Origin of the sequence: Solirubrobacter deserti (genome assembly GCF_027587175.1) — a bacterium.
GTDB classification, from domain to species: domain Bacteria; phylum Actinomycetota; class Thermoleophilia; order Solirubrobacterales; family Solirubrobacteraceae; genus Solirubrobacter; species Solirubrobacter deserti.
Genome location: NZ_JAPCID010000065.1, coordinates 19,687 through 40,423, shown reverse-complemented (window position 1 = coordinate 40,423; position 20,737 = coordinate 19,687). Strand labels below are relative to the sequence as shown.

Annotated in this window: 22 protein-coding genes and 1 riboswitch; of the genes, 15 read left to right on the top strand and 7 right to left on the bottom strand. The window is 71.5% G+C overall.

What is annotated here, in order from left to right; translation table 11 throughout:
• The 4 genes from xseA to OJ962_RS30105 form a co-directional block, all read right to left on the bottom strand.
• The coding region (gene xseA, locus OJ962_RS30120) for an exodeoxyribonuclease VII large subunit (RefSeq protein ID WP_270006805.1) at nt 1-1,567 on the bottom strand (1,567 nt) is incomplete at its 3' end.
• Between the two features lie 35 nt (nt 1,568-1,602).
• The gene (locus tag OJ962_RS30115; protein WP_202956029.1) at nt 1,603-1,821 is read right to left on the bottom strand and encodes a hypothetical protein; all 219 of its coding nucleotides are present in this window, start codon (nt 1,819-1,821) and stop codon (nt 1,603-1,605) included.
• Entirely contained in the window at nt 1,818-2,129 is a 312-nt protein-coding gene (locus OJ962_RS30110; protein ID WP_202956030.1) for a hypothetical protein, read from the bottom strand. Before OJ962_RS30110 ends, OJ962_RS30115 begins: the two co-directional genes overlap by 4 nt.
• 8 nt (nt 2,130-2,137) lie before the next feature.
• On the bottom strand, nt 2,138-3,340 hold the full coding sequence (locus OJ962_RS30105; protein WP_202956031.1) for a cell wall-binding repeat-containing protein: 1,203 nt from the start codon (nt 3,338-3,340) through the stop codon (nt 2,138-2,140).
• A 152-nt stretch (nt 3,341-3,492) separates the two neighbouring features.
• Nucleotides 3,493-3,636, top strand: a riboswitch (cyclic di-AMP (ydaO/yuaA leader).
• A gap of 52 nt (nt 3,637-3,688) precedes the next feature.
• Here OJ962_RS30105 and OJ962_RS30100 point away from each other — a divergent pair.
• The 10 genes from OJ962_RS30100 to OJ962_RS30055 all read left to right on the top strand — a co-directional run bounded on the left by OJ962_RS30100 (nt 3,689) and on the right by OJ962_RS30055 (nt 13,134).
• Nucleotides 3,689-4,276, top strand: coding sequence for a hypothetical protein (locus OJ962_RS30100; RefSeq protein ID WP_202956032.1), 588 nt, complete (start codon nt 3,689-3,691; stop codon nt 4,274-4,276).
• Nucleotides 4,277-4,345: 69 nt separating this feature from the next.
• Nucleotides 4,346-5,116, top strand: coding sequence for a PspA/IM30 family protein (locus OJ962_RS30095; RefSeq protein WP_238932027.1), 771 nt, complete (start codon nt 4,346-4,348; stop codon nt 5,114-5,116).
• Nucleotides 5,113-5,391, top strand: coding sequence for a PspA-associated protein PspAA (pspAA, locus tag OJ962_RS30090; protein ID WP_202956034.1), 279 nt, complete (start codon nt 5,113-5,115; stop codon nt 5,389-5,391). The genes OJ962_RS30095 and pspAA overlap by 4 nt, the downstream gene beginning before the upstream one ends.
• Nucleotides 5,392-5,477: 86 nt before the next feature.
• Nucleotides 5,478-6,689 (top strand): sensor histidine kinase, encoded by a 1,212-nt coding sequence (locus OJ962_RS30085; protein ID WP_202956035.1) that lies wholly within the window; start codon nt 5,478-5,480, stop codon nt 6,687-6,689.
• Nucleotides 6,677-7,333, top strand: coding sequence for a response regulator (locus OJ962_RS30080; protein ID WP_202956036.1), 657 nt, complete (start codon nt 6,677-6,679; stop codon nt 7,331-7,333). Before OJ962_RS30085 ends, OJ962_RS30080 begins: the two co-directional genes overlap by 13 nt.
• 6 nt (nt 7,334-7,339) lie before the next feature.
• Nucleotides 7,340-8,116 carry a DUF4097 family beta strand repeat-containing protein gene (locus OJ962_RS30075; RefSeq protein WP_202956037.1) on the top strand — a complete coding sequence of 259 codons (777 nt, stop codon included), beginning with the start codon at nt 7,340-7,342 and terminating at the stop codon, nt 8,114-8,116.
• A 12-nt stretch (nt 8,117-8,128) separates the two neighbouring features.
• On the top strand, nt 8,129-8,884 hold the full coding sequence (locus OJ962_RS30070; RefSeq protein WP_202956038.1) for a class I SAM-dependent methyltransferase: 756 nt from the start codon (nt 8,129-8,131) through the stop codon (nt 8,882-8,884).
• On the top strand, nt 8,871-9,731 hold the full coding sequence (locus OJ962_RS30065) for a hypothetical protein (RefSeq protein WP_270006804.1): 861 nt from the start codon (nt 8,871-8,873) through the stop codon (nt 9,729-9,731). The genes OJ962_RS30070 and OJ962_RS30065 overlap by 14 nt, the downstream gene beginning before the upstream one ends.
• A complete protein-coding gene (locus OJ962_RS30060) occupies nt 9,728-10,267 on the top strand; it encodes a hypothetical protein (RefSeq protein WP_202956040.1) in 540 nt (179 codons plus the stop codon). Before OJ962_RS30065 ends, OJ962_RS30060 begins: the two co-directional genes overlap by 4 nt.
• A 5-nt stretch (nt 10,268-10,272) precedes the next feature.
• The gene (locus tag OJ962_RS30055; protein ID WP_202956041.1) at nt 10,273-13,134 is read left to right on the top strand and encodes a KGGVGR-motif variant AAA ATPase; all 2,862 of its coding nucleotides are present in this window, start codon (nt 10,273-10,275) and stop codon (nt 13,132-13,134) included.
• Here OJ962_RS30055 and pspAB read toward each other — a convergent pair.
• Nucleotides 13,131-13,703 (bottom strand): PspA-associated protein PspAB, encoded by a 573-nt coding sequence (pspAB, locus tag OJ962_RS30050; protein WP_202956042.1) that lies wholly within the window; start codon nt 13,701-13,703, stop codon nt 13,131-13,133. The two genes, OJ962_RS30055 and pspAB, sit on opposite strands and share 4 nt — an antisense overlap.
• A gap of 10 nt (nt 13,704-13,713) precedes the next feature.
• Complete coding sequence (gene htpX, locus OJ962_RS30045; protein ID WP_202956043.1) at nt 13,714-14,601, bottom strand: zinc metalloprotease HtpX; 888 nt, start codon at nt 14,599-14,601, stop codon at nt 13,714-13,716.
• A 94-nt stretch (nt 14,602-14,695) separates the two neighbouring features.
• On the opposite strand from htpX, the gene OJ962_RS30040 reads away from it, so the two are divergent.
• The 5 genes from OJ962_RS30040 (at nt 14,696) to thrB (ending at nt 19,921) form a co-directional block, all read left to right on the top strand.
• Nucleotides 14,696-15,436 (top strand): prolipoprotein diacylglyceryl transferase, encoded by a 741-nt coding sequence (locus OJ962_RS30040; RefSeq protein ID WP_202956044.1) that lies wholly within the window; start codon nt 14,696-14,698, stop codon nt 15,434-15,436.
• 11 nt (nt 15,437-15,447) lie between these two features.
• Nucleotides 15,448-16,692 (top strand): diaminopimelate decarboxylase, encoded by a 1,245-nt coding sequence (gene lysA / locus OJ962_RS30035; protein ID WP_202956045.1) that lies wholly within the window; start codon nt 15,448-15,450, stop codon nt 16,690-16,692.
• Entirely contained in the window at nt 16,676-17,905 is a 1,230-nt protein-coding gene (locus OJ962_RS30030) for a homoserine dehydrogenase (protein WP_202956046.1), read from the top strand. Before lysA ends, OJ962_RS30030 begins: the two co-directional genes overlap by 17 nt.
• Before the next feature lie 8 nt (nt 17,906-17,913).
• A complete protein-coding gene (gene thrC / locus OJ962_RS30025; protein ID WP_238931848.1) occupies nt 17,914-18,918 on the top strand; it encodes a threonine synthase in 1,005 nt (334 codons plus the stop codon).
• Nucleotides 18,919-19,072: 154 nt separating this feature from the next.
• The gene (gene thrB / locus OJ962_RS30020; protein WP_202956048.1) at nt 19,073-19,921 is read left to right on the top strand and encodes a homoserine kinase; all 849 of its coding nucleotides are present in this window, start codon (nt 19,073-19,075) and stop codon (nt 19,919-19,921) included.
• Here thrB and OJ962_RS30015 read toward each other — a convergent pair.
• The gene (locus OJ962_RS30015) at nt 19,890-20,735 is read right to left on the bottom strand and encodes an anti-sigma factor RsbA family regulatory protein (RefSeq protein ID WP_202956049.1); all 846 of its coding nucleotides are present in this window, start codon (nt 20,733-20,735) and stop codon (nt 19,890-19,892) included. The two genes, thrB and OJ962_RS30015, sit on opposite strands and share 32 nt — an antisense overlap.
• Nucleotides 20,736-20,737 lie beyond the last annotated feature (2 nt).

Below are 20,737 nucleotides of genomic sequence, written 5' to 3'. Positions count from 1 at the left end.
GTCCGGCCGGGGTGGCGGGCCGGCCCCCGCGCGGGGGCGTGCCCGCGGGGGGCGGCGCGCCGGCGCCGCCCGCCGGGCGGTTGCTGCCGGCTGCCGTGCCGTCGTCGCTTGCCGGCTCGTCCCGGGCCCACGCCGCGCCTTCGCCGCCCGCTTGCGCGAGTTCGCCGGTCCTTGCCGCGCCGTCGCCGGCCGGCGCCGCCGGCTCGTCACCCGCCGGCGCGTCGCTCTCCGGGCGGGCCTGGACGCGGCCGTCGTGGAGGCGGATCGTCAGCGCGGCCTGCTCGCGGGCGGCGGCGGCGCTGGTGATCGGCTCTCCGGACTCGTCCTCGAGCAGGGCGTAGCCGCGTTCGAGCGTGCGCTGCGGGTCGTGGGCGGCGAGCGTCGCGAGGATGCGGTCCAGGTCGCGGCGGCGGCGTTCGAGCGCGGCGGCCGAGGTGCGGTCGAGCGTCGCGGCGTCCGCGCGGGCGCGGCGGCCGGCGCGCTCGACGCCGAACGCAGCCGCGGAGGCCTTGCGCGACAGAGCGGCGCCGCGGGCCGCGTTGGTGCGCTCGCCGGTCGCGATCGCGCGGCGGGTCGCGGCCCGCAGCTCGCGCAGCTGCTGATGCAGGCGGGTGCGGTGGCGCGCGACGTGGTGGCCCGGTGCGCGCGAGAGGCGCGACAGCGCGCGGGCGCGCTCGATCACCGCGCGGCGGCCCTGGCGGTGCAGGCGCGCGGCGGTCTGGCCGAGCGCGGCGCGGGCGGCGGTGCAGTCGATCGGCACGGCGGTCTCGGCGGCGTGCGTCGGCGTCGAGCAGGCGACCGCCGCGACGTCGTCGAGCAGCGTCCGGTCCGTGTGGTGGCCGACGCTCGAGATCACCGGCACGCGCAGCAGCGCGACCGTCCGGCACAGGGTCTCGTCGCAGAACGCGAACAGATCCGCGAGCGACCCGCCGCCGCGCGCGACGACGATCACCTCGACCTCCTCGCACGCCGCCAGGTCCTGCAGCTTGCGCGTGATCGCGGGCGCGGCGTGCCGGTCCTGCACGGGGGCGAACCCCCACACGACCCGGCCCGCCCAGCCGCGGCGGCGCAGCCCGGCGAGCACGTCGTCGCGCGCCTTGCCGGACTCGCCCGTCACGACCCCGATGCACTTCGGCAGGCGCGGGCGCGCAAGGTCCTTCTGCGGCGCGAACAGCCCTTCGGCGTGCAGCCGCTTGCGCAGCTGGTCGAGCTGCGCGAGCAGGTCCCCCTCGCCCGCGACGCGCAACCGGGTCACCTGGAACGAGAACTGCGGCGAAGCGGTCCGCGAGCCCGGGTAGTAGTCGCACCCGCCCGCCACCACGACCTGCGCCCCGTCCGTCAGCGGCCCGACCTTGAGCTGGTCGAAGTCCTCGCGCCACATCGAGCACGGCAGCGCGCCGCTCGCGTCCCGCAGCTCGAACCACACCTTGGCCCGGCCCGCCTTGAACCCGAACACCTCACCGAACACCTGCACGCGCGTGAAGCCGCGCAGACGGTCCTTGAGCGCCGCGGCGTACTGGCCGACGGGGAACGGGCCGGTGAGGGTCGAGCCGGGGATGCCGTCCATCTGAGGCTTGACGCTAGACGCAGTGGTGGACGGGTTCAGCCGCGCGGGCGGCGGCCCGTCAGCGACGACCGCGCCGACATCCGCGGCCGGGGCGCGAACATCCGCCGCGGCGCGCGCGACGAGACGTGCGGCGGCCCGGCATGGTCCGAGGCCGCCAGCACCTGCAGGAAGATCACGGTGAGCAGCACGTCCCGAGCGGCTTCCGCGTGGCGACCGGAGGTCGCGCGGAGCGCCAGGACGAGCAGCTCGGTCAACCCTTCGTCGCTCCGGGCAGGTAGCGAGGCTGCTCGTGGTCGCTGACCGAGGCCAGCGGGCCGATGCCGTCCTCATTGGGCGTGCCGCGGACCTCGCCCGTGAAGCCGAGGCGCTCGAGCTTGCCGATCTCGGCCTCGGCGTACACGCGGACCGGGTGGTCGGTCGGCAGACCCGCGACGAGCTTGCGGATGCGGTTGCGGATCTGGTACGAGAAGTGCGGCGTGGCGGACGCGACGAGCTGACGGATGTCGTCGACGGTGACCTCGCGGTCGCGCCGGAGGCGTTCGGGCTGCTCGGCTTCGGCCATGGTGCTGTCTACTCGGCTCCGGATTCGACGGGCTGGATCTCAAGCAGGGTATCTATGCGAGCCTGGACGGCCGCCGCCAGCGCGCTCTCGTCACCGATGATCCAGCCGTGGTTGTAGACGCCGCGCACGGCGGGGGTCGCCTCGTCGTAGCCGGGCTGGATGTCGAGCAGGTAGTCCTGCAGCGCCGGAGGAAGCGTGCCCGCGTCCTCGCCGAGCAACAGCAGCGGCCCGTACTTGCCGTGCGCGCTCAGCGGCGCGGCCGCGGCCGCGTCCTGAGGCCGGCGCGCGTTCGCGACCACGATCCCGTGCCCGGGGTCGACGACCGCCCAGCCGAACGCCCCGTCCTGGTAGCGGGCGAACGTGATGGCCGTGCTGACCGGGTCGGTCCCCGTCACCCGCTTGACGGTCCCGAGCTTGGCGAGCGCGTCGAACACCGGCTCGGGCACCGCGGCCTCGGGGCCGACGACGTAGATGGCGGCGCCGCGGTGCGTCTTGATCGCCGCCTCGGTCTCCGGCGGGACGCCCTGCGGCGTCACCCACAGCACCGGCGTCCCCGAGTTGGCGGCCCAGCCCGCGACCGGCATCGCGTACTGCGGATGCTCGGAGGAGACGACCACGACCGCGTTCGACGCCGAACCCACGGCTGAGGTCTGGAGCCGGTCCACGGCCGCGGCCAGCGCGGCGGGCGAGGCGGCCGCCGGGATGTCCGTGGTCTTGTAGCCCTCGACGGGTGCCTTGGTCCCGACGCGGATGACCTGCGCGCCGCCCGCCTCCTTGGATCCCGTCGGCTGCAGAGCGTCGAGGGCGGCCTTCGTCGCGTCCGGGATCGTGTCGCCGTCGGCGAACAGGATCGGCGCGCGGATCGGCTTGGCGGCCAGCACGGACGCGGCGATCCCGGTCTGCCACGCGCGCACCTCGGCGAGCACGACTGCGGTGGGCCGCGACTCGGGCGTCCGCGCGGGATACGTCGCCAGGGCGACGCCCGCCGCGTCGGCGACCGCGTCCCCGCCGGCGACGCGCGTCGTGTTCTTGGTCGCGAACACCGGGAAGCCGAGCGGCGGCCCCGTCGCGGGCACCTCGCCACCGGACTGGCCCGTGACGGGCGGGGTGGACGGCGGCGTGCCCTGTGCGGGCGGGTCGTCGTTGCCGGACCCACCGCAGCCGACGGCGACGACGAGCAGCGTCAGAAGCGCGGCGAAGGCAAGGCGCACGTTGATCGATGGTAACCGTGTCGAACGCGACCCGCGCCCAGCGCCCGCGCGCCAACTGCTCAAGAACCGGGCCCGGCCGGCCGATCTAGGATCCAAGACGCCCCCCAGATGGGGCATTTGTAACTGGACAGTGACCGCGGCTTTGTATAACTTGCCGCGCTAAGCCGAACCTCCGGTTGGTCGCCGGAGGACGGGGGACCCACTTGCAGTTGGGGCGAGTCGCGTGCAAACGCGAGACGCAGGCTCTTTCAGCGTCAGCCCGTCAGCTAACCCCGTAGGCCGACGAAAGAGGAACATTTGTTTGCCCTGCGGGCGATCGCGGCTGCGATCTCGACATTGCTATTGCTGGTGCTTCCCGTCGCTGCCGCGGCGCAGGCGCCGGCCCCCGACAAATCGGGCGGCGCCGTCTACCAGGCGCCCACCCCGGTCCCGACCCCGCCGCCCGCCCCCGCGGACATGGTCGTCCCGGGCGCCGTCGCGCAGCTGCTGCCGGACGGCAGCGCCGCCGCTCCGGCCGACGCGCCGCCGCAGGTCCAGCAGGCGATCTTCGCCGCCAACCGGATCCAGAACAAGCCGTACATCTACGGCGGCGGCCACGCCAAGGTCGAGGACAAGGGCTACGACTGCTCGGGCACCGTCTCGTACGCGCTGCTCGCCCACGCCGACCTCGGCCTCGAGGCTCCGCTGCCCTCCGGCAACTTCATGAGCTGGGGCGAGCCGGGCGAGGGTCAGTGGATCACCGTCTACGCCAACCCGGGCCACGCCTACGCCGTCATCGCGGGCCTGCGCCTGGATACGAGCATCGGCTCCTCACCGCGCGGCGCCGACCGCAAACTCGCCGCCCAGCACAAGAAAGCGATGGAGAAGGGCCCGCGCTGGCGGCCCTGGAAGCGCCCCTCCCGCGGGTACACGAAGCGCCATCCTGTCGGCTTCTAGCCGCGACGGGTACGCTTGGTCGGACTTACCAAGTCCGACCACACAGGGAAGGGAGGTGCCGTGGCCGGCATGTCCGGGCGGTTCTCCACGGTAATCAAGTCCAAGATCAACCGGATGCTCGACAAAGCCGAGGATCCGGGCGAGACGCTCGAATACAGCTACCAGAAGCAGATGGAGCTGTTGCAGAACGTCAAAAAGGGCATTGCCGACGTCGTCACCTCCAAGAAGCGCCTGCAGCTCCAGCAGCAGAAGCTCGAGCAGCAGGTCGTGAAGCTGGACACGCAGGCGCGCCAGGCGCTTGCCCAGAACCGGGAAGACCTCGCGCGCGTCGCGCTCGAGCGCAAGCAGTTCGCCCAGGGTGAGCTGCAGGGCCTGGACACGCAGGTCCAGGAGCTCGAGAACCAGCAGCAGCAGCTGGTCGACAAGGAGCAGAAGCTCCGCGCGAAGATCGACCAGTTCCGCACCAAGAAGGAGGTCATCAAGGCGCAGTACTCCGCCGCCGAGGCCTCCGTGAAGATCTCCGAGGCCGCGTCCGGCGTGGGCGAGGAGATGGCCGACGTCGGCATGGCGATGCAGCGTGCCGTCGACAAGACCGAGAACATGCGCGCTCGGGCGAACGCGATGGACGAGCTCGAGGCCGCCGGCGCGTTCGACGACCAGCTGAGCCTCACGGCCGGCCAGGACGACCTCGACCGCCAGCTGCACGAGCTCAGCTCGCAGTCCGCGGTCGACGACGACCTCGCCCGCCTGCGCGCGGAGCTCGGGCAGGGCAGCACCCCCCAGCAGGCGCTCGGCGCCGGCGAAGAGGCTCCGGCCAAGTCCGAGGAGAAGCCCGCGTGATCGTCCGTATCGCGACGGAGGGGCAGTACGAGCTGCCCGACGAGGACGTCGACCGCCTCAACGAGCTCGACAACGAGCTCGTCTCGATCGTCGAGGCCGGCGACGAGGAGCGCTTCCAGGAAGTGTTCCAGTCGCTGATCGAGCTCATCCGCTCCGACGGCAAGCCCGTCGCCGACGACGTGCTCGAGGAGTCGGACATCATCCTCCCGCCGCCGGACCTGACGTTCGCCGAGGCCGGCGAGCAGTTCAGCGGCGAGGGCCTGATCCCGGACTAGGGAGGCCACCTCCGGCTAACCGGAGGCGAAAGAAGCGGGGTGGCCGGTCTGGAAGCCACCCCGCTCGGCGCATACGGTTCACCACGATGAACGTGCGCCGCATGATCGAGACGAGCACCTACGTCGCCCTGAGCGCGGCGATCGGGTTCATCTCGTTCCTGATCCTCGTGCCGACCCTCGCGGCCGGCGTCCCCCTTCTGCTGCTGGCCCTGGCCGGCGCGCCGCTGATCGCGGGCGCGTTCGCCTACGCCCACCTGCTCGCGCGCCTGGAGCGGCGCCGCGCGGCCGCCCTGCTCGGCGTCGAGTTCCCCACCCGTGCGTTCCCCCGCGAAGGGTCGGTGCCGGTCAGGGCGGTCTCCTGGATGAGCTCTCGCGGCTCCTGGCTGGAGATGGTGTACGCGCTGATCGCGCTGCCGTTCGTCGGCTGGCTCGGCGGCACGCTCGTGTTCGGCGCCTGGGGCGCCGCGATCGGCCTGCTCAGCTACCCGCTGTGGGGCTGGGCGACGCCGGGCGACGACATCTTCGGCTTCAGCTACATCCCGGCGCTCTTCCTGCACGTGCTGCTCGGCATCGCCGCGCTGGGCGCCGCGCCGTGGCTCTCACGCGGGGTCGCGGCCGTACAGCTCGCGATGGCCCGGCTGCTGCTGGAGCCGGGCGAGCGCGAGCGTCTGTCGGCCCGCGTGGACACGCTGGAGGAGACCCGCGCCGGCATGGTCGCCGCCGCCGACGCCGAGCGGCGCCGGATCGAGCGTGACCTGCACGACGGCGCGCAGCAGCGGCTCGTCGCGCTCGCGATGACGCTCGGCCGGGCCCGTGCGACGGACGACCCCGTGCACACGCAGCGGCTCGTGGCCGAGGCGCACGGCGAGGCCAAGGAGGCACTGGTGGAGCTGCGCAACCTCGCGCGCGGCATCCATCCCGCCGTGCTGACCGACCGCGGACTGGACGCGGCCGTCTCCGCCCTCGCGGCCCGCTGCCCGGTGCCGGTCGCGGTCGACGTCGACCTGCCGCGCCGCTGCTCGCCCGGCACGGAGGCGATCGCGTACTTCTTCGTCGCCGAGGCCCTGACCAACGTCGCCAAGCACGCCGAGGCGTCCCGCGCGTGGCTCACCGCCGAGCTGCAGGGCGACCGGCTCGTGGTCGAGGTGCTCGACAACGGGATCGGCGGCGCCGAGCTCAACGGCAACGGCCTCGTGGGGCTGCGCGACCGCGTGCGGGCCGTGGATGGTGAGATGCACGTCGTGAGCCCACTTGGACACGGAACCAACCTGCGCGTGGAGTTGCCATGCGAGCGGTGATCGCCGAGGACGCGGTGCTGCTGCGCGAGGGCCTCGTGCGCCTGCTCGAGGAAGGCGGCTTCGAGGTCGTCGACTGCGTCGACAACGGCGAGTCGCTGCTGCGCACCGTCGAGCGCCACCAGCCGGACGTGTGCGTCGTCGACGTACGCATGCCTCCGACCTTCAGCGACGAGGGCGTCAAGGCCGCGCTCGTCATCCGCCAGCAGTGGCCGGACGTCGCGATCCTGATGCTCTCCCAGTACGTGGAGGAGCGCTACGCCGTCGATCTGATCGCCGGCGACTCGCGCGGGATCGGCTACCTGCTCAAGGACCGCGTCGCCGACGTGCGCGAGTTCCTGGAGGCGCTGCGCCGCGTCGCGATGGGCGGCGCCGCGCTGGACCCCGAGGTCGTCACCCAGCTGCTCGTGCGCTCGGGCAAGCAGGACCCGCTCGAGCAGCTCTCCCCGCGGGAGCGCGAGGTGCTGGGCCTGATGGCCGAGGGCCGCACGAACGGCCTGATCGCCGAGGCGCTCGTCGTCACCGAGGGCGCCGTCGAGAAGCACGTCACGAACATCTTCAACAAGCTCGGCCTGCCGCCGGCCGACCAGGCGCACCGCCGCGTCCTGGCGGTGCTGCGCTACCTCGAGCACGGGACGGACCACTAAAACGCCATGACCCGCCGCAACGATCGCCGCCTCGCCCTGCTCGTCGGAGGCGGGCTCGCCTTCCTGTTCACGATCATCTCCGCCGTGCAGGTCGCGGCCTGGAGCGTCGGTGAGACCGAGAGCAGCACGCAGCGCGTCCTCTCCGGGCGCTTCGAGGAGCTGCTCGTGGAGAGCCCGACTGGCGACGTGACGGTCCTGCGGTCAGTGGACGAGCGGGTGCGCATCGACGCGCGCGCCGAGGGCACCCTGCACACGCCCGCGCCGTCGATCGAGATCGACGGCGGCCGCGTGCTGGTCGCGGCCAACTGCCCGGTCTGGGGCTTCGGCGAGTGCAGCTCGGACGTCGTCGTCCACGTGCCCGCGTCCACCGACGTCCGGGTCGACTCCGGCTCGGGCGACATCGTCGTGCGCGACCTCCCGGGCGGCGGCGATTTCAAGACCGGCTCGGGCGACGTCGTCGTCGACGGGGCGGCCGGCGACATCGCGCTCGAGAGCGGCTCGGGAGACACGATCGCGCGCGGGCTGCGCTCGCGGATGGCGAAGGCCGAGACCGGGTCCGGCGACGTGGACCTGCGCTTCGCGGTCGCGCCCCAGGCGGCCGAGGCGCTGACCGGGTCCGGCGACGTTCGCATCCTCGTCCCGCCCGGCCGCGAGGGCTACAACGTGGGCGTCGAGTCCGGCAGCGGCGGGACCGACGTCGGCGTCCTCCAGGACGACCGCTCCACCCGCTTCCTGCGCGCGGAGACGAACTCCGGCGACGCAGTCGTGGACTACGGCGGTTAGCCTGCTGCGGCAGTGAGCCGCGGGACGAGCACCACCGACGTCTGGGACGCGTTCTTCAGCGACTTCTACCTGCGGGCCTACGCGAGCGAGGAGCGCGACGCCGCGGCCGAGGCGCAGGCACTCGCGGCGGCGCGCCTGAGCGGCTGCCCCGAAGGCGGTGAGCTGCTCGACGTGCCGTGCGGGTTCGGCCGCCACTGCGTCCCGCTCGCCCGCGCGGGCTACCGCGTGACCGGCGTGGACCGCTCGGGCGCGCTGCTGGACGAGGCGCGCCGGCGCGCGGCCGGTGAGCGCTGGCCGAAGTTCTCCCAGGCCGACTACCGCGAGCTGCCGTTCGGCGACGCGAGCTTCGACGCCGCGTTGAACTTGTTCACCTCGCTCGGCTACCTGGGCGACGAGGAGGACGCGAAGGTGCTGGCGGAGATCCGGCGCGTGCTGCGGCCCGGCGGCAAGCTCGTGCTGGAGACGATGCACCGCGACCACATGGTCCGCACGTGGAGCGACAACGGCTGGCGGCTGATGGGCGAGGGCCGCGTGCTGCTCGAGCAGCGCACGTTCGATCCAGCCGAGGGTGTGGCGCAGACCACGCAGACGCTCGTCGAGCCGGACGGCACGCGCGAATCCCGCACCTGGTCAGCGCGCGTGTACGCCGCGACCGAACTCGTCGCGCTCGCCAGAGCCGCGGGCTTCGCCGAGGTGAAGTGCTGGGGCGGCTTCGAGTACGAGCCGCTGTCCGTGGGCACCCGGCTCATGCTCGTTGCGCGAAGCTGAGGATCGGTTAGCCTTCGCGCGTATGCCGAAAAGTCTCTTGAGTGCTGCGAAAAGGAATTGCGCACGGCTCTCGCGAAGCGCGGCCGGCGCGGTTCGCCATGATCGCAGTGGAACGCTCGCCAGCTTTCGGCAGTTCGTGGACAGCGCGGTGTTGTCGACGAACATCAGCGCCTACAAGGTCGCGGTCTTCGACGAGTATCAACGCGTGATCGACGCGCGCTCGCTCGCGACGCACAAGGCCGGCGGGGACCGAGCCGCGGGACTGCGCGCCTTCCGCGCATCGCAGGCGGAGTGGTTCACCAGGCGCGTTCGATTCGAGGCGCTGTGGGTGGACGGGCGCAAGCTGATCTACGGCGCGATGAACTGCGGCGGCCTGGGGCCGGACGAGAAGTACGGGCCGTTCTGCCTGACCGTCGCGGATCCGATGCGCTGCAACCCCACCGCGATCGGCGTCTTCCCGGGAAACACCGCTGAACGGTACGTGTCGCTCGCCGGCGTGGTCGACCGCGATCGGATCGACCGGGAGATCGGGCCGTGGGAGCAGCGCGCCGCCGTCGCGATCCTCGAACTTGCACCCGGAGTACTTGGAGCGCACCGGCACCGCTGGAGCGAGATCGTGTGCTCGAAGGATCGCTTCATCGAAGTGGTCATCGCGCCAGGGCCGGAGCTCGGCCAACTCACCGCCACCCGCTGCCGGGGGACGTATCTCGAGCGTCTTGAGGCGCTCGAGTTCCGGAAGCTGGCGGGTGAGGCCCTGACGGAGACGGAGACCTGGGAGCTGTCGGCGTTCCACGCGCTGCAGCGGTGGCGGCGGCTGCACGGTGTGCCGGTGGAGGCGGTGGCGTGAGTTCGGTCGCCGAGCCCGTTGGAGAGGGCTTCACGTTGGTGGCGATGCCCCCTTCGGGGGAGACCTACATCGCGCGCGACGACCACGGAGTGCTGTGGCTCATCACCCCGCCAGGTGTTCCTGGACCGGAGCGAATCGACACGGTCGTGCTCCGGCGCGCGGTTGCGGAGCACGGGTTCGAGCGGATCGACCGCGTGTGCGACAGCTGGGCGGACGTGGATCGGGCCCGCCAGGAGCTGGCGACCACACTGGAGTTGCCGCAGCGCGACGAGCTCGAGGAGTTCGACGCGGAAGACCTGCGCCGGGTCCTGCGTCACGCGGCCCGGATGCACGTCCAAGGCGATGTGTTGCGTCCTCGGCGCGTCGCCCATAGCCTGCTACGAGCCCCGGCGGCGAAGGCGGACGACGAGGTCTACACCGCGATCCTCGATTTTCTCGAACAGCTCGACAACGCGCCGTTGCTGACGCCTGCCGTCGCGCCTCCGGCCGACGCGCAGAAAGCTGAGGCCCGGCAGCGCATGCTGCTCGTCTCCTGACCGTCATGGAGACGATTACGTTCTACTCGTACAAGGGAGGAACGGGCCGCACGCTGCTGCTGGCCAACATCGCCTCGCTCGCGGCACGGATGGGTCGGCGGGTGGTGGTAGTCGATGCGGACCTTGAAGCGCCAGGACTCGGATACAAGCTGTTTGAGAGACCGCCGACGCACTCGGACGGCCTGGTCGGATGGCTGCGCGACTACTTCGCGACCGGGGAGCCGCCGGCGACGCTCAGCGACTTCCTGATCGATGTGCCCGTGACCGACCCGTTCGTGCACGGGGGGTGGATCCGGCTGATCACGGCCGGCCGCGCGCCGTCGGTGAATTACTTTCAGCAGCTCGCCTATCTGAAGTTGGACGAACGCATCGCCACCGGAGTCGGTGTGGACGCCTTCGTCGAGCTCAAGCGCCAGATCACTGAGGACATCGAGCCCGACCTCCTGCTAATCGATGCGCGCACCGGTATCAGCAGTACGAACCGCGTCTCGACGCGAGTACTCGCGGACCATGTGGTCGCACTGTCGCTGGACACGCCTGAGCAACTGGAGGGAACACGCTCCGTCATGCGGTCGCTGACGCCGCTGACGTCGATGAGCGGTGGCGACTCGCTCGGTCTGCACGTCGTGCTGAGCCGTGTGGCGGCACGGACCCCCGACGTCAGCGCGTACGAGATGACGGACACGGAGAGGGCGCAGGTGGCGCGCGTTCGCGAGTTCCTCTGCGAGCCGGCCGAACCTCTGCGGATGACGCTGACGGTCGACCGGGTGCACCTGCTGCACAGCGAGCCGCGGCTCGTGGCCGGGGACGTCTTGCTTCTCGCACGCTCGAAGGTCCTGGACATGACGGCCCTGCACGTCGACTACCTGCGGCTTGCAGAGGTCCTGCTCGGGGGCGTCGTGCAAGAGGTTGCGTCCAGCGCACTCGGCAGTTCGTCGGATCCGGAGGAGTATGAGCACGTGGCGCGCTTCTTCGCGCGCCAGGCCGAGGTCTCCGTGGGGCGTGGCGATCGGCTCACCCGGGAGCCGGAAGCGGAGGATCGCCGGGACAGCGATCTCGCCCGCAGGGTGGAACGGCTCCGGGCCATGGCGCGACAGGACCCGACCCTCCGCGGCGATCTGGCCGTGGCGCTCATGAATCTCGGCAGAGGGTTCAGCGACGTCGGCGAACACGAGCGTGCGCACGAAGTAACCGAGGAGGCCGTCCAGATCTGGCGGGATCTGCCGACTGACGAAGGTCCGAACCTACCGCTCGGGTCGGCGCTCAATAGCCTCGCTATCGTGCGCCAGGCGCTCGGCCGGCACCGAGCCGCTGTCGAAGCGGCCGAAGAAGCCGTGAGCCTGTGGCGCGGAGCCGCGGAGCGAGATCCAGCGCGTGGGCGGCGCGAGCTCGCGATCTCCCTCGGCAATCTCGCCGTCGTCTACAACGCGCTCGGGCGCCGTGAGGACTCGATTGCAGTCAGCCGCGAAAGCCTCACGCTATGGCGCGCCTTGGCGGAGGAGGACGATGGCGACGCCCCGGCGCTCGCCGATGCGCTGCTTCGGCTCGCTGCCCATCTGCACGTCGAGCGAGAACCCGCGAGGGTCGTCGAAGCGCTCAGCGAGGCCGTGGCGCTCTATCGGTCACAGCGCGCAGCTAATCCTGCCGCTGAGCCGGTCGGCCTCGCGACCGCGATGGACGCAATCGCCGTCGCCCACGCTGCCATGGGGCACATGGAGGCGGCCGCTGAAGCGGCGGAAGAAGCCAATCATCTGTGGCGAGACATGGTCGCCGCGAACCCCGGCTCTCATCTGACCGAGCTCGCGATCTCTTTGACCAGCCTGTCGGAGCACTGGCAACACACACGAGGCCCGGCCGTGGCCGTGGAGGCTGCACGCGAATCCGTTGCTCTGCTCCGGGAGGCGGCGCTGGCCGACCCCGAGGCAGCGTCGCGACTGCTGCCGGTCGCGTTGAACACCCTCGGCTACCACCTGACCGCGATGGGCGATCACGCCGCGGCGCGAGCGGCCAGCCTCGAGGCCGTGGCGTTGCTGCGCACGCTCGCGGAGACGGATCCGGGCGAACGAGCCGAGCTCGCGCGCGCACTGCACAACCTGGCCGTTGACGAGTCAAACTCCGGGGACGTTCGAGCGGCGGCCCAGACGCAGCGCGAAGCCGTCGAAGTCCTGCGAGCCCTGAACGAGGACGACTCGTTCGAGGCGACGATGGAGCTGGCCACCGGGCTCATGCAGCTGACCGGCTTCTTCTCCGAGGCCGACGATGCGGATGCCGCGGTGATCGCGGCCAGCGAGGCAGTGGCGATTTGGCGGAGGCTCGCGGAGCAGGATCGCGCACGCGCCCTCACAGGGCTCGCGCTTTCACTGCGCGCACGGGCGACGGCACTGGGTGGCTCTGACCCCCAGGCCGCAGTGCGCGACGCACAAGAATCAGTTCAGCTGCTGCGGGAGGCGACGCGCGATGGCGACTCACTTGCTGAACTGGCGATGGCTACCAACAATCTCGCGGTCGACCTCTGGCGACTTGGAGATGAGACTGGCGGACTTGCCGCCAACGCTGAAGCTGTGGCATTGTGGCGGCGTGTCGCCGAACAAGGCCACGAGGACGCGGTCCTAAACCTGCCCAGCGCGCTCCGTAACCTGGCGGCGGGATACGCGCGCGTAGGGGACGACAGTCGGGCGCTAGAAGTCGGCGCCCAGGCAGTGGACCTGCTGCGCGAGGAAGCCGCTGTCCGGCCGCTGGTGGGCGGGCCGGCGCTGGTCGGGCTCCTTCGCTTCATGTCGGCGCTGGCACAACGCAACGGCGACCTCGATCAGGCCAGGAATCTGCGCGACGAGAGCGAACGCGTGACGAAGTTACTGCTGGCTTAGATCGGGATGCCCCAGAGGGGGAACCAGCGCTCGAGCTCGGCCTCGATCGGCAGGTCAGCGCCGATCTGGGCCTTCAGGCGCAGCTCGCGCTCGTTGTCGCGCTGCTGGGCGCCACCGGACGGCACGAACGGGTAGAAGGCGCCGCGCTTGTAGTTGTAGATCCAGTACACGGGCCGGTCGCGCGTGTCCTTGAGCGCGAACACCGCGCACAGCACACGGTCGCCGTAGCCGCCGCCCTGGATCGCCGTCGAGACGGCGTTGATCCCGACGACGAGGTCCTCCATGTCGGGATCGTTGAGGATCATCCAGCGGTAGCCGAACTCGTCGTCGTCGGAGGAGACGGTGGTGCCCGTCTCCTCGCCGGTCGCGTTCACGACCTCCTCCATGTCCTTCACGATGCCTTCGAAGTCGGCGGTCGCGAGCGGCTGGAAGACGATGGCGGCCTTGCCGGTGGTCGTCAGCTCGAGCTCCATCTCGAGCTTGATGTACGCCGTGGACATGGCGAACAGACGATCCGCCGCGGGTTGCTTGAGTTCCCGCTTCCCGCGGAGGATGTCGAAGAAGCCCATGCGGTGAAGCTTACGCGCGGGTGCCCTGCAGCTGCGCCTCGAGCCGGGACAGCGCCTCGATGCGCTTCTCCATCGGCGGGTGCGTGGCGAACAGGCCGCCGATGCTCGTCGGGAAGATGAAGAACGCGTTCATCTCGCTTGTCGAGCGCAGGTCCTGCTTGGGGATCTGGGCCATGCCGCTGGAGATCTTGTACAGGGCGCTCGAGAGCGCGCTTGGCCGGCCCGTGATCAGCGCCGCGCCGCGGTCGGCCGCGAACTCGCGGTACCGGGACAGTGCCTGGATGAGCAGGAACGAGATGAAGTACACGACCAGCGAGGCCAGGAACAGCACCAGGAAGCTGGGGCTGTCGTCGTCGTCGCTGGAGCCGCCGCCGAAGAAGAAGCCGAACTGGACGATGTAGGCCGCGATCGTCGCGAAGAACGAGGCGACGGTCATGATCATCACGTCGCGGTTGGCGATGTGCGAGAGCTCGTGCGCCATGACGCCCTCGAGCTCGGCCGGCGTCAGCAGCTCCATGATGCCCGTGGTGGCGCACACGGTCGCGTTCTTGGGCGAGCGGCCGAGCGCGAACGCGTTCGGCATCGCCATGTTGGCCACGGCCACCTTCGGCTTGGGTAGGTCGGCCTGCACGCACAGGCGCTCGATCATCGCGTGCAGCTGCGGCGCCTCCTGCGGAGACACGACGCGGGCGCCCATGGCGGCCAGCGCGAGCTTGTCGGAGGTGAAGAACTGCAGCGCCGCCAGGCCGCCCAGGATCACGATCATCAAGATCGCGCTCTCGAGGAACAGGAACAGCACCGCGCCCAGCGCGACATACACGGCGCCGAGCAGGAGCATCGTGGTGGCCATCCGGATCTGGAGGCCAGTGTCCTTGCCGAATGATGTGGGTCTGGGCATCTGGCCTCTCATTTTCGCAGGATGAGACCTGGGCTTATCAAGATTTAGCCCGGTCACACGCGGTTTCCGGGCGATCGGCTACGTTGGTGCGCGCGTGTACCCGACCCTCGATCTCTTCGGCCTGGACATCCAGCTGTTCGGGCTCTTCCTCGGCATCGCCTTCCTGGTCGCGGGCTGGATGGTCGCGCGCCGGCTGCAGGAGCTCGGGCGGCCCGCCGATCTCGCGTACGAGATGGTGTTCGCCGCGCTCGTCGGCGGGATCGTCGGCGCGAAGCTCTGGTACCTGGCCGAGAACGGCGGCCCGCTGTTCAGCGGCACCGGCCTCACCTTCTACGGCGGCCTGATCGGCGGCGCGCTCGCGGTGATCGCGTGGACGAGCTACCGCGGCGCGCTGGATCTCAAGCTCGCCGACGCCGTCGTCCCGTCGCTGGCCGCGGCGTACGCGATCGGGCGGATCGGCTGCCAGTTCGCCGGCGACGGCGACTACGGCAAGGACTGGGACGGCCCGTGGGCGATGTCCTATCCCGACGGCACGGTGCCGATCGACACGCCCGTGCACCCGACGCCGATCTACGAGACGCTGGCCATGGGCGCGTTCGCGATCGTGCTGTGGCGCCTGCGCGACCGCTTCCGCCCGGGCGTGCTGAGCGGCATCTACCTGGTCGGCGTGGGCGTCGAGCGCTTCCTGGTCGAGTTCCTGCGCCGCAACGAGCCGATCGCGCTCGGACTGACCCAGGCGCAGTGGGTCTCGGTCGGGTTCATGATCGCCGGCGCGCTGCTGCTCGTGTGGCTCCGGCGTGACCGCGTGAGCGCACCCGCAACGCGCACTGCCTAGCATGGTCCGCCGTGCCAACCACGGCCAGCCACCTGTACCCGCAAGCCTCCGCCGTCGATGACGGCCGATTGACCATCGGCGGCTGCGACGCCGCCGAGCTCGCGCGCGAGTTCGGCACCCCGCTGTACGCGATCGCCGAGGACGACCTGCGCGGCCGTGCCCGCGAGTTCCGCGCGGCCATGGGCGACGGCGAGGTGATCTTCGCCTCCAAGGCCTTTCCGTGCACCGCCGTGCTGCGGGTCTTCGAGGAGGAGGGCCTGAGCGTCGACGTCGCGTCCGGGGGAGAGTTGGCGCTCGCGCGCAAGGCCGGCTTCCAGGGCGACCGCATCCTGCTGCACGGCAACGCGAAGTCCGCGCGCGAGCTGGAGGCCGCGGCCGACGTCGGCGCGCGCATCGTGGTCGACAACTTCGACGACATCGACAAGCTGGACGCGCTCGGCAAGCCCGCCGGCGTGCTCATCCGCGTCACGCCCGGCGTCGTCGCCGACACCCACGCCGCGATCCTCACGGGCCACGCGGGCTCGAAGTTCGGCTTCTCCCTCGCGCAGGCGCCGCGCGCCATCGAGCGGCTGCAGAACGCCGCCTGGGCCGACCTGCACGGCCTGCACATGCACATCGGCTCCCAGCTGTTCGACCTCGAGCCGTGGCGCCTGGCCGTGGAGGCGATCGCCACCCTCGGCGACTTCCCCGCGTACGACCTCGGCGGCGGCCTCGCCGTGGCCTACACGCCCGACCGCCGCCCGCCTTCGGTCGCCGAGTACGTCTCGGCCATGATCGCGTCCGCCACCGAGCTGCTGGGCGAGGGCAAGCGGCTGTCGATCGAGCCCGGACGCTCGCTGACCGCGAGCTCGGGCGTGACGCTGTACACGGTCGAGTCGGTCAAGGACGTGGACCTGCCGGACGGCAACGTGCGCTTCGTCGGCGTCGACGGCGGCATGAGCGACAACCTGCGCCCGATGCTCTACGACGCGCCCTACCAGGCGGATCTGGTGGACCGCGTCGGCGCCACCGGCACGCCGTGCACCGTCGTCGGCAAGCACTGCGAGTCCGGCGACGTGCTGATCCGCGAGATCGCGCTGCACGAGCCCAAGCCCGGCGACGTGCTCGTCACGCCCGTCACCGGCGCCTACGTGTACGCGATGGCCAACAACTACAACGGCGTCCCGCGGCCGCCGGTCGTGTTCTGCAAAGACGGCGACGCCCGCCTGGTCGTGCGCCGCGAGACCTTCGAGGACCTGCATGGCCGAGACGTATAGGGTCGGGCTGCTGGGGCACGGCACGGTCGGTGCCGCGTTCGAGCAGCTGCTGTCCGAGCGCGCGGAGCAGATCGCGCACGTGACGGGGGTGCGCCCGGAGGTGTCGGGCGTCCTCACGCGTTCGCGCGGTGACTTCGACGCGATCCTGGCCGACTCGGACCTGATCGTGGAGCTGATCGGCGGGATCGAGCCCGCGCGAGACTACGTACTGCGCGCGATGCGCGCCGGCAAGCACGTCGTCTCCGCCAATAAGCTGCTGCTGGCCAGCCACGGCGAGGAGCTGTGGAGCACGGCCCGCGAGCACAACGTGCAGCTGCGCTTCGAGGGCGCCGTGGCCGGCGTGGTGCCGGTCATCCGCGTGCTGCAGGAGTCGCTCGCGGCCGCGCACGTGGACCGCATCCACGGCATCGTCAACGGCACCACGAACTTCATCCTCACCGAGATGGCCCGTGGCGGGACGTCCTACGAGGCCGCGCTGGCCCGTGCGCAGGAGCTCGGGTACGCCGAGGCCGACCCGGCCGGCGACGTCAGCGGGGAGGACGCCGCGGCCAAGATGGCGATCCTCGCCCGGCTCGCGTTCAGCACCCCGGTCACGCTCGACCAAGTCATCTACGAGGGCATCGAGCACATCACGGGCGAGGACATGGCCTACGCGCGCGACTTCGGGCTCGCGCTGAAGCTGATCGGCACGGCCGAGCGCGTGAACGGCGGCATCAGCGTCCGCGTCCATCCCGCGTTCCTGTACCCGGGGCACCCGCTCGCGTCCGTGAACGGGTCGTTCAACGCCGTCACGGTCGAGTCGGACGCGATCACCGAGATCACGCTGTCCGGGCCGGGCGCCGGCGGCCCGCAGACCGCGAGCGCCGTCCTGGGCGACGTGATCAGCGCGATGATCCCGCCCGCCTCCACGCCGGAGACCACGCAGTCGCTGCCGGTCGTGGCCGACGTCAAGTCCGCCTTCTACCTCGCGATGGAGGTCGACGACGAGCCCGGCGTGCTCGCCCAGGTGGCCGAGATCCTCGGCATGCAGGGCGCGTCGATCAAGTCCGTCGTCCAGCGCGGCATCCCGGCCGGGCGCGCGCGGCTGGTCATGGTCATCCACCCGCTGCTCGAGTCGCGCTTCTACGGCGCCGTCCAGCTGCTCGCGCGGATGCCGTTCGTCCATGCGGAGCCGCGCGCGATCCGCGTCCTCGACGAGGAGTTCACCGACTGATGGGCCTGATGACGCGATACGCCGACCGGCTCCCGTTCGCCCCGGGCGACCCGGTCATCTCGCTCGAGGAGGGCTCGACGCCGCTGGTGCTCGCCGAGCGCCTGTCCGAGCGCGTCGGCGCCGAGGTGTGGCTGAAGATCGAGGGCGCGAACCCGACCGGCTCGTTCAAGGACCGCGGGATGACGTGCGCGGTGAGCGACGCCGTCCGCAACGGCGCCGAGGCGGTCATCTGCGCCTCCACCGGCAACACCGCGGCGTCGCTGGCCGCCTACGCCGCCCGCGCGCAGATCAAGGGCGCCGTGATCGTCCCCGACGGCAAGATCGCCACGGGCAAGCTCGCCCAGGCGCTCATGCACGGCGCGCGCGTGGTCGCGCTGCGCGGGAACTTCGACGAGGCGCTCAAGCTCGTGCGCGAGCTCTGCCAGCGCCACCCGATCGGGCTCGTGAACTCGGTCAACCCGTTCCGGCTGGAAGGCCAGAAGACCGCGGCCTTCGAGCTGCTGGATTCGCTCGGCGAGCTCGACGCGCTCTGCATCCCGGTCGGCAACGCGGGTAACGTCACCGCCTACTGGAAGGGCTTCAAGGAGATGGGCGCCGCGCCGCGCATGTTCGGCTTCCAGGCCGAGGGCGCCGCGCCGCTCGTGCACGGCGCGCCGGTCGAGAACCCGGAGACCGTCGCGAGCGCGATCCGGATCGGCAACCCGGCCCGCTGGGAGGAGGCGATGGACGCGTTCACCACCTCGCACGGCCGCGTCGCCGCGGTCAGCGACGAGCAGATCCTCGACGCCTACCGCTTCCTGGCCGCCCACGAGGGCGTGTTCTGCGAGCCCGCCTCGGCCGCTTCGGTCGCGGGCCTGCTCAACCACGGCGTCGAAGGCGCCGAGCGCGTCGTCTGCGTGCTCACCGGCAACGGCCTCAAGGACCCGCAGACCGCGCTGTCGCAGGCGGGCGCCGTCGTCCCGTGCGAGCCGGAGATGGCGGCGGTCGAGAAGGCCGTCCTGGGGGTTCGTTGAGGAATGGGCGGTGCACCTCACGTGGTGCAGCCGTGGATGCCTCGGGCCGCACGCGAGAGCGATGCGTGGCTCTGCCACGTGAGCCGAGTGGGTGGCGCGAGGCGCCGCGGATGTGCCGCGGGCGGTGTGCCGGTATTCCTCAACGGGACCCTCGGTGAATAGACGCAGGACCGTCCGCGTTCCCGCGTCCTCGGCCAACCTCGGGCCGGGGTTCGACGTGATGGGCGCCGCGCTCGACCTGCACCTCGAGGTCGACGTGGTGGAGACGGGGCGCTTCGCGGTCCACACCGACCTGCGGATCGCGCGCGACAAGCGCAACCTGATCGTGCGCGGGTTCGCCGCGCTCGCGCCGCCGGACGACTTCGAGTTCACGATCCGGTCCGACATCCCGCTCTCGGGCGGCCTGGGCACCAGCGCGGCGGCGATCGTGGCCGGGCTGGTGGCCGCGGACTCGATCTTCGAGCTCGGCGCCGACGTGCTCGCGCAGGCGACCGAGATCGAGGGGCACCCGGACAACGTCGCGGCCGCGCTGCTGGGCGGGTTCGTGCTGTGCGTGGACGGGCACGCCGAGCGCTTCGAGCCGCCGTCCGGCCTCGAGTGCCTGCTCGTCGTCCCCAGTCAGGCCGTGCGCACCTCCAAGGCCCGCGAGGCGCTCCCGTCGCGGATTCCCATGAGCGACGCGGTGTTCAACGTCGCGCACGCGTCCCTGCTCGTGCTCGGGCTCGCCCGCGGCGACCTGGCGCTCGTCAGCCGCGGGCTCGGCGACCGGCTCCACCAGCCGCGGCGCGCGCACCTGTACCCGCGCTCGTGGGAGCTCGTCCAGCAGGCGCGCGACCTGGGTGCCCTCGGCGCGACGATCTCCGGCGCCGGCCCGACCGTGCTCGTGTGGTGCGACATGGAGAGCTCGGGCGCGGTCGCGCAGCGCCTGCACGAGCACGCCGACGGCTGGGCTCAAGTGCTGCGCGTACCCTTTACCGGGCAGGGAGCAGAGGCCCGCTTCTAACCCTGACGAGCCCCGGCCTGATCTGCACGAGCTTGCAGACCGCGTTGGCGATCCACAGGCCGCGGCCGCCGAACGCGTCGACCTCGGGCCGCAGCCGGCCGGCGAGCGGGTCGCGGATGATGCCCTGGTCGCGGACGTCGCACACGAGCGCGTCGTCCTCCTTCCACAGCCGCACGATCCCGCGGCCGCCGCCGTGCTGGACGCTGTTGATCGCGAGTTCGTCGACGGCGAGCACAAAGTCGGGGTCACCGCCCGCGTCGCGCACGAGCTGGCGCACCTCCGACAGGGTCTCGATCTCGAACCCGAGCACGCGCGCGCCCGACGGCGGGGGCGGCAGCGGCGCGAGCGGCAGCGGCTCGGCCCGGTAGTGCGGGCTCGGCGCGCCGTCGACGATCGGGTGGCTGCAGCACGCCTCGTGCAGGACCCCCTCGTCCAGCGCCTCGGCGTCGTACGGGCACAGGAGGTTGAAGTCCTCCTCGAAGGCGAGGTTGAGCAGCGACTCGTGCAGCTGGCACTCGACCAGCTCGGCGGCGTTCCGGCCGGGCCAGATCGGCTCGCCGACGCCGCGCACCGGCCCACGGTGGGACTCCACGAACTCGCGCCAGAACGGGATGATGCGCGCCGGGTTGTGGTCGACCTCGACGAGCTCGACCGGCGTGTCGCCGAGCGCCTCGCGCAGCGGCGCCAGCGTCTGCTCGCGCGCGGCCACGCGCACCGGCTCACCCCGTTGCACACCCTCACGGATGTGCGGGAGGACGCCGTCGAGCAGCCCGCCCGTGCCGGCGTACCGCACCGCTTGGTGGATGAACGGCACGG

Bases quoted from the DNA above. Each gene is read 5' to 3' on its own strand.
- OJ962_RS30075 (WP_202956037.1), top strand. From the start codon at position 7,340: ATGACCCGCCGCAACGATCGCCGCCTCGCCCTGCTCGTCGGAGGCGGG.
- pspAB (WP_202956042.1), bottom strand. From the start codon at position 13,703: ATGGGCTTCTTCGACATCCTCCGCGGGAAGCGGGAACTCAAGCAACCC.
- OJ962_RS30110 (WP_202956030.1), bottom strand. From the start codon at position 2,129: ATGGCCGAAGCCGAGCAGCCCGAACGCCTCCGGCGCGACCGCGAGGTC.
- thrC (WP_238931848.1), top strand. From the start codon at position 17,914: ATGACGCGATACGCCGACCGGCTCCCGTTCGCCCCGGGCGACCCGGTC.
- OJ962_RS30085 (WP_202956035.1), top strand. From the start codon at position 5,478: ATGAACGTGCGCCGCATGATCGAGACGAGCACCTACGTCGCCCTGAGC.
- OJ962_RS30055 (WP_202956041.1), top strand. From the start codon at position 10,273: ATGGAGACGATTACGTTCTACTCGTACAAGGGAGGAACGGGCCGCACG.
- OJ962_RS30095 (WP_238932027.1), top strand. From the start codon at position 4,346: ATGTCCGGGCGGTTCTCCACGGTAATCAAGTCCAAGATCAACCGGATG.
- htpX (WP_202956043.1), bottom strand. From the start codon at position 14,601: ATGCCCAGACCCACATCATTCGGCAAGGACACTGGCCTCCAGATCCGG.
- OJ962_RS30030 (WP_202956046.1), top strand. From the start codon at position 16,676: ATGGCCGAGACGTATAGGGTCGGGCTGCTGGGGCACGGCACGGTCGGT.
- OJ962_RS30080 (WP_202956036.1), top strand. From the start codon at position 6,677: ATGCGAGCGGTGATCGCCGAGGACGCGGTGCTGCTGCGCGAGGGCCTC.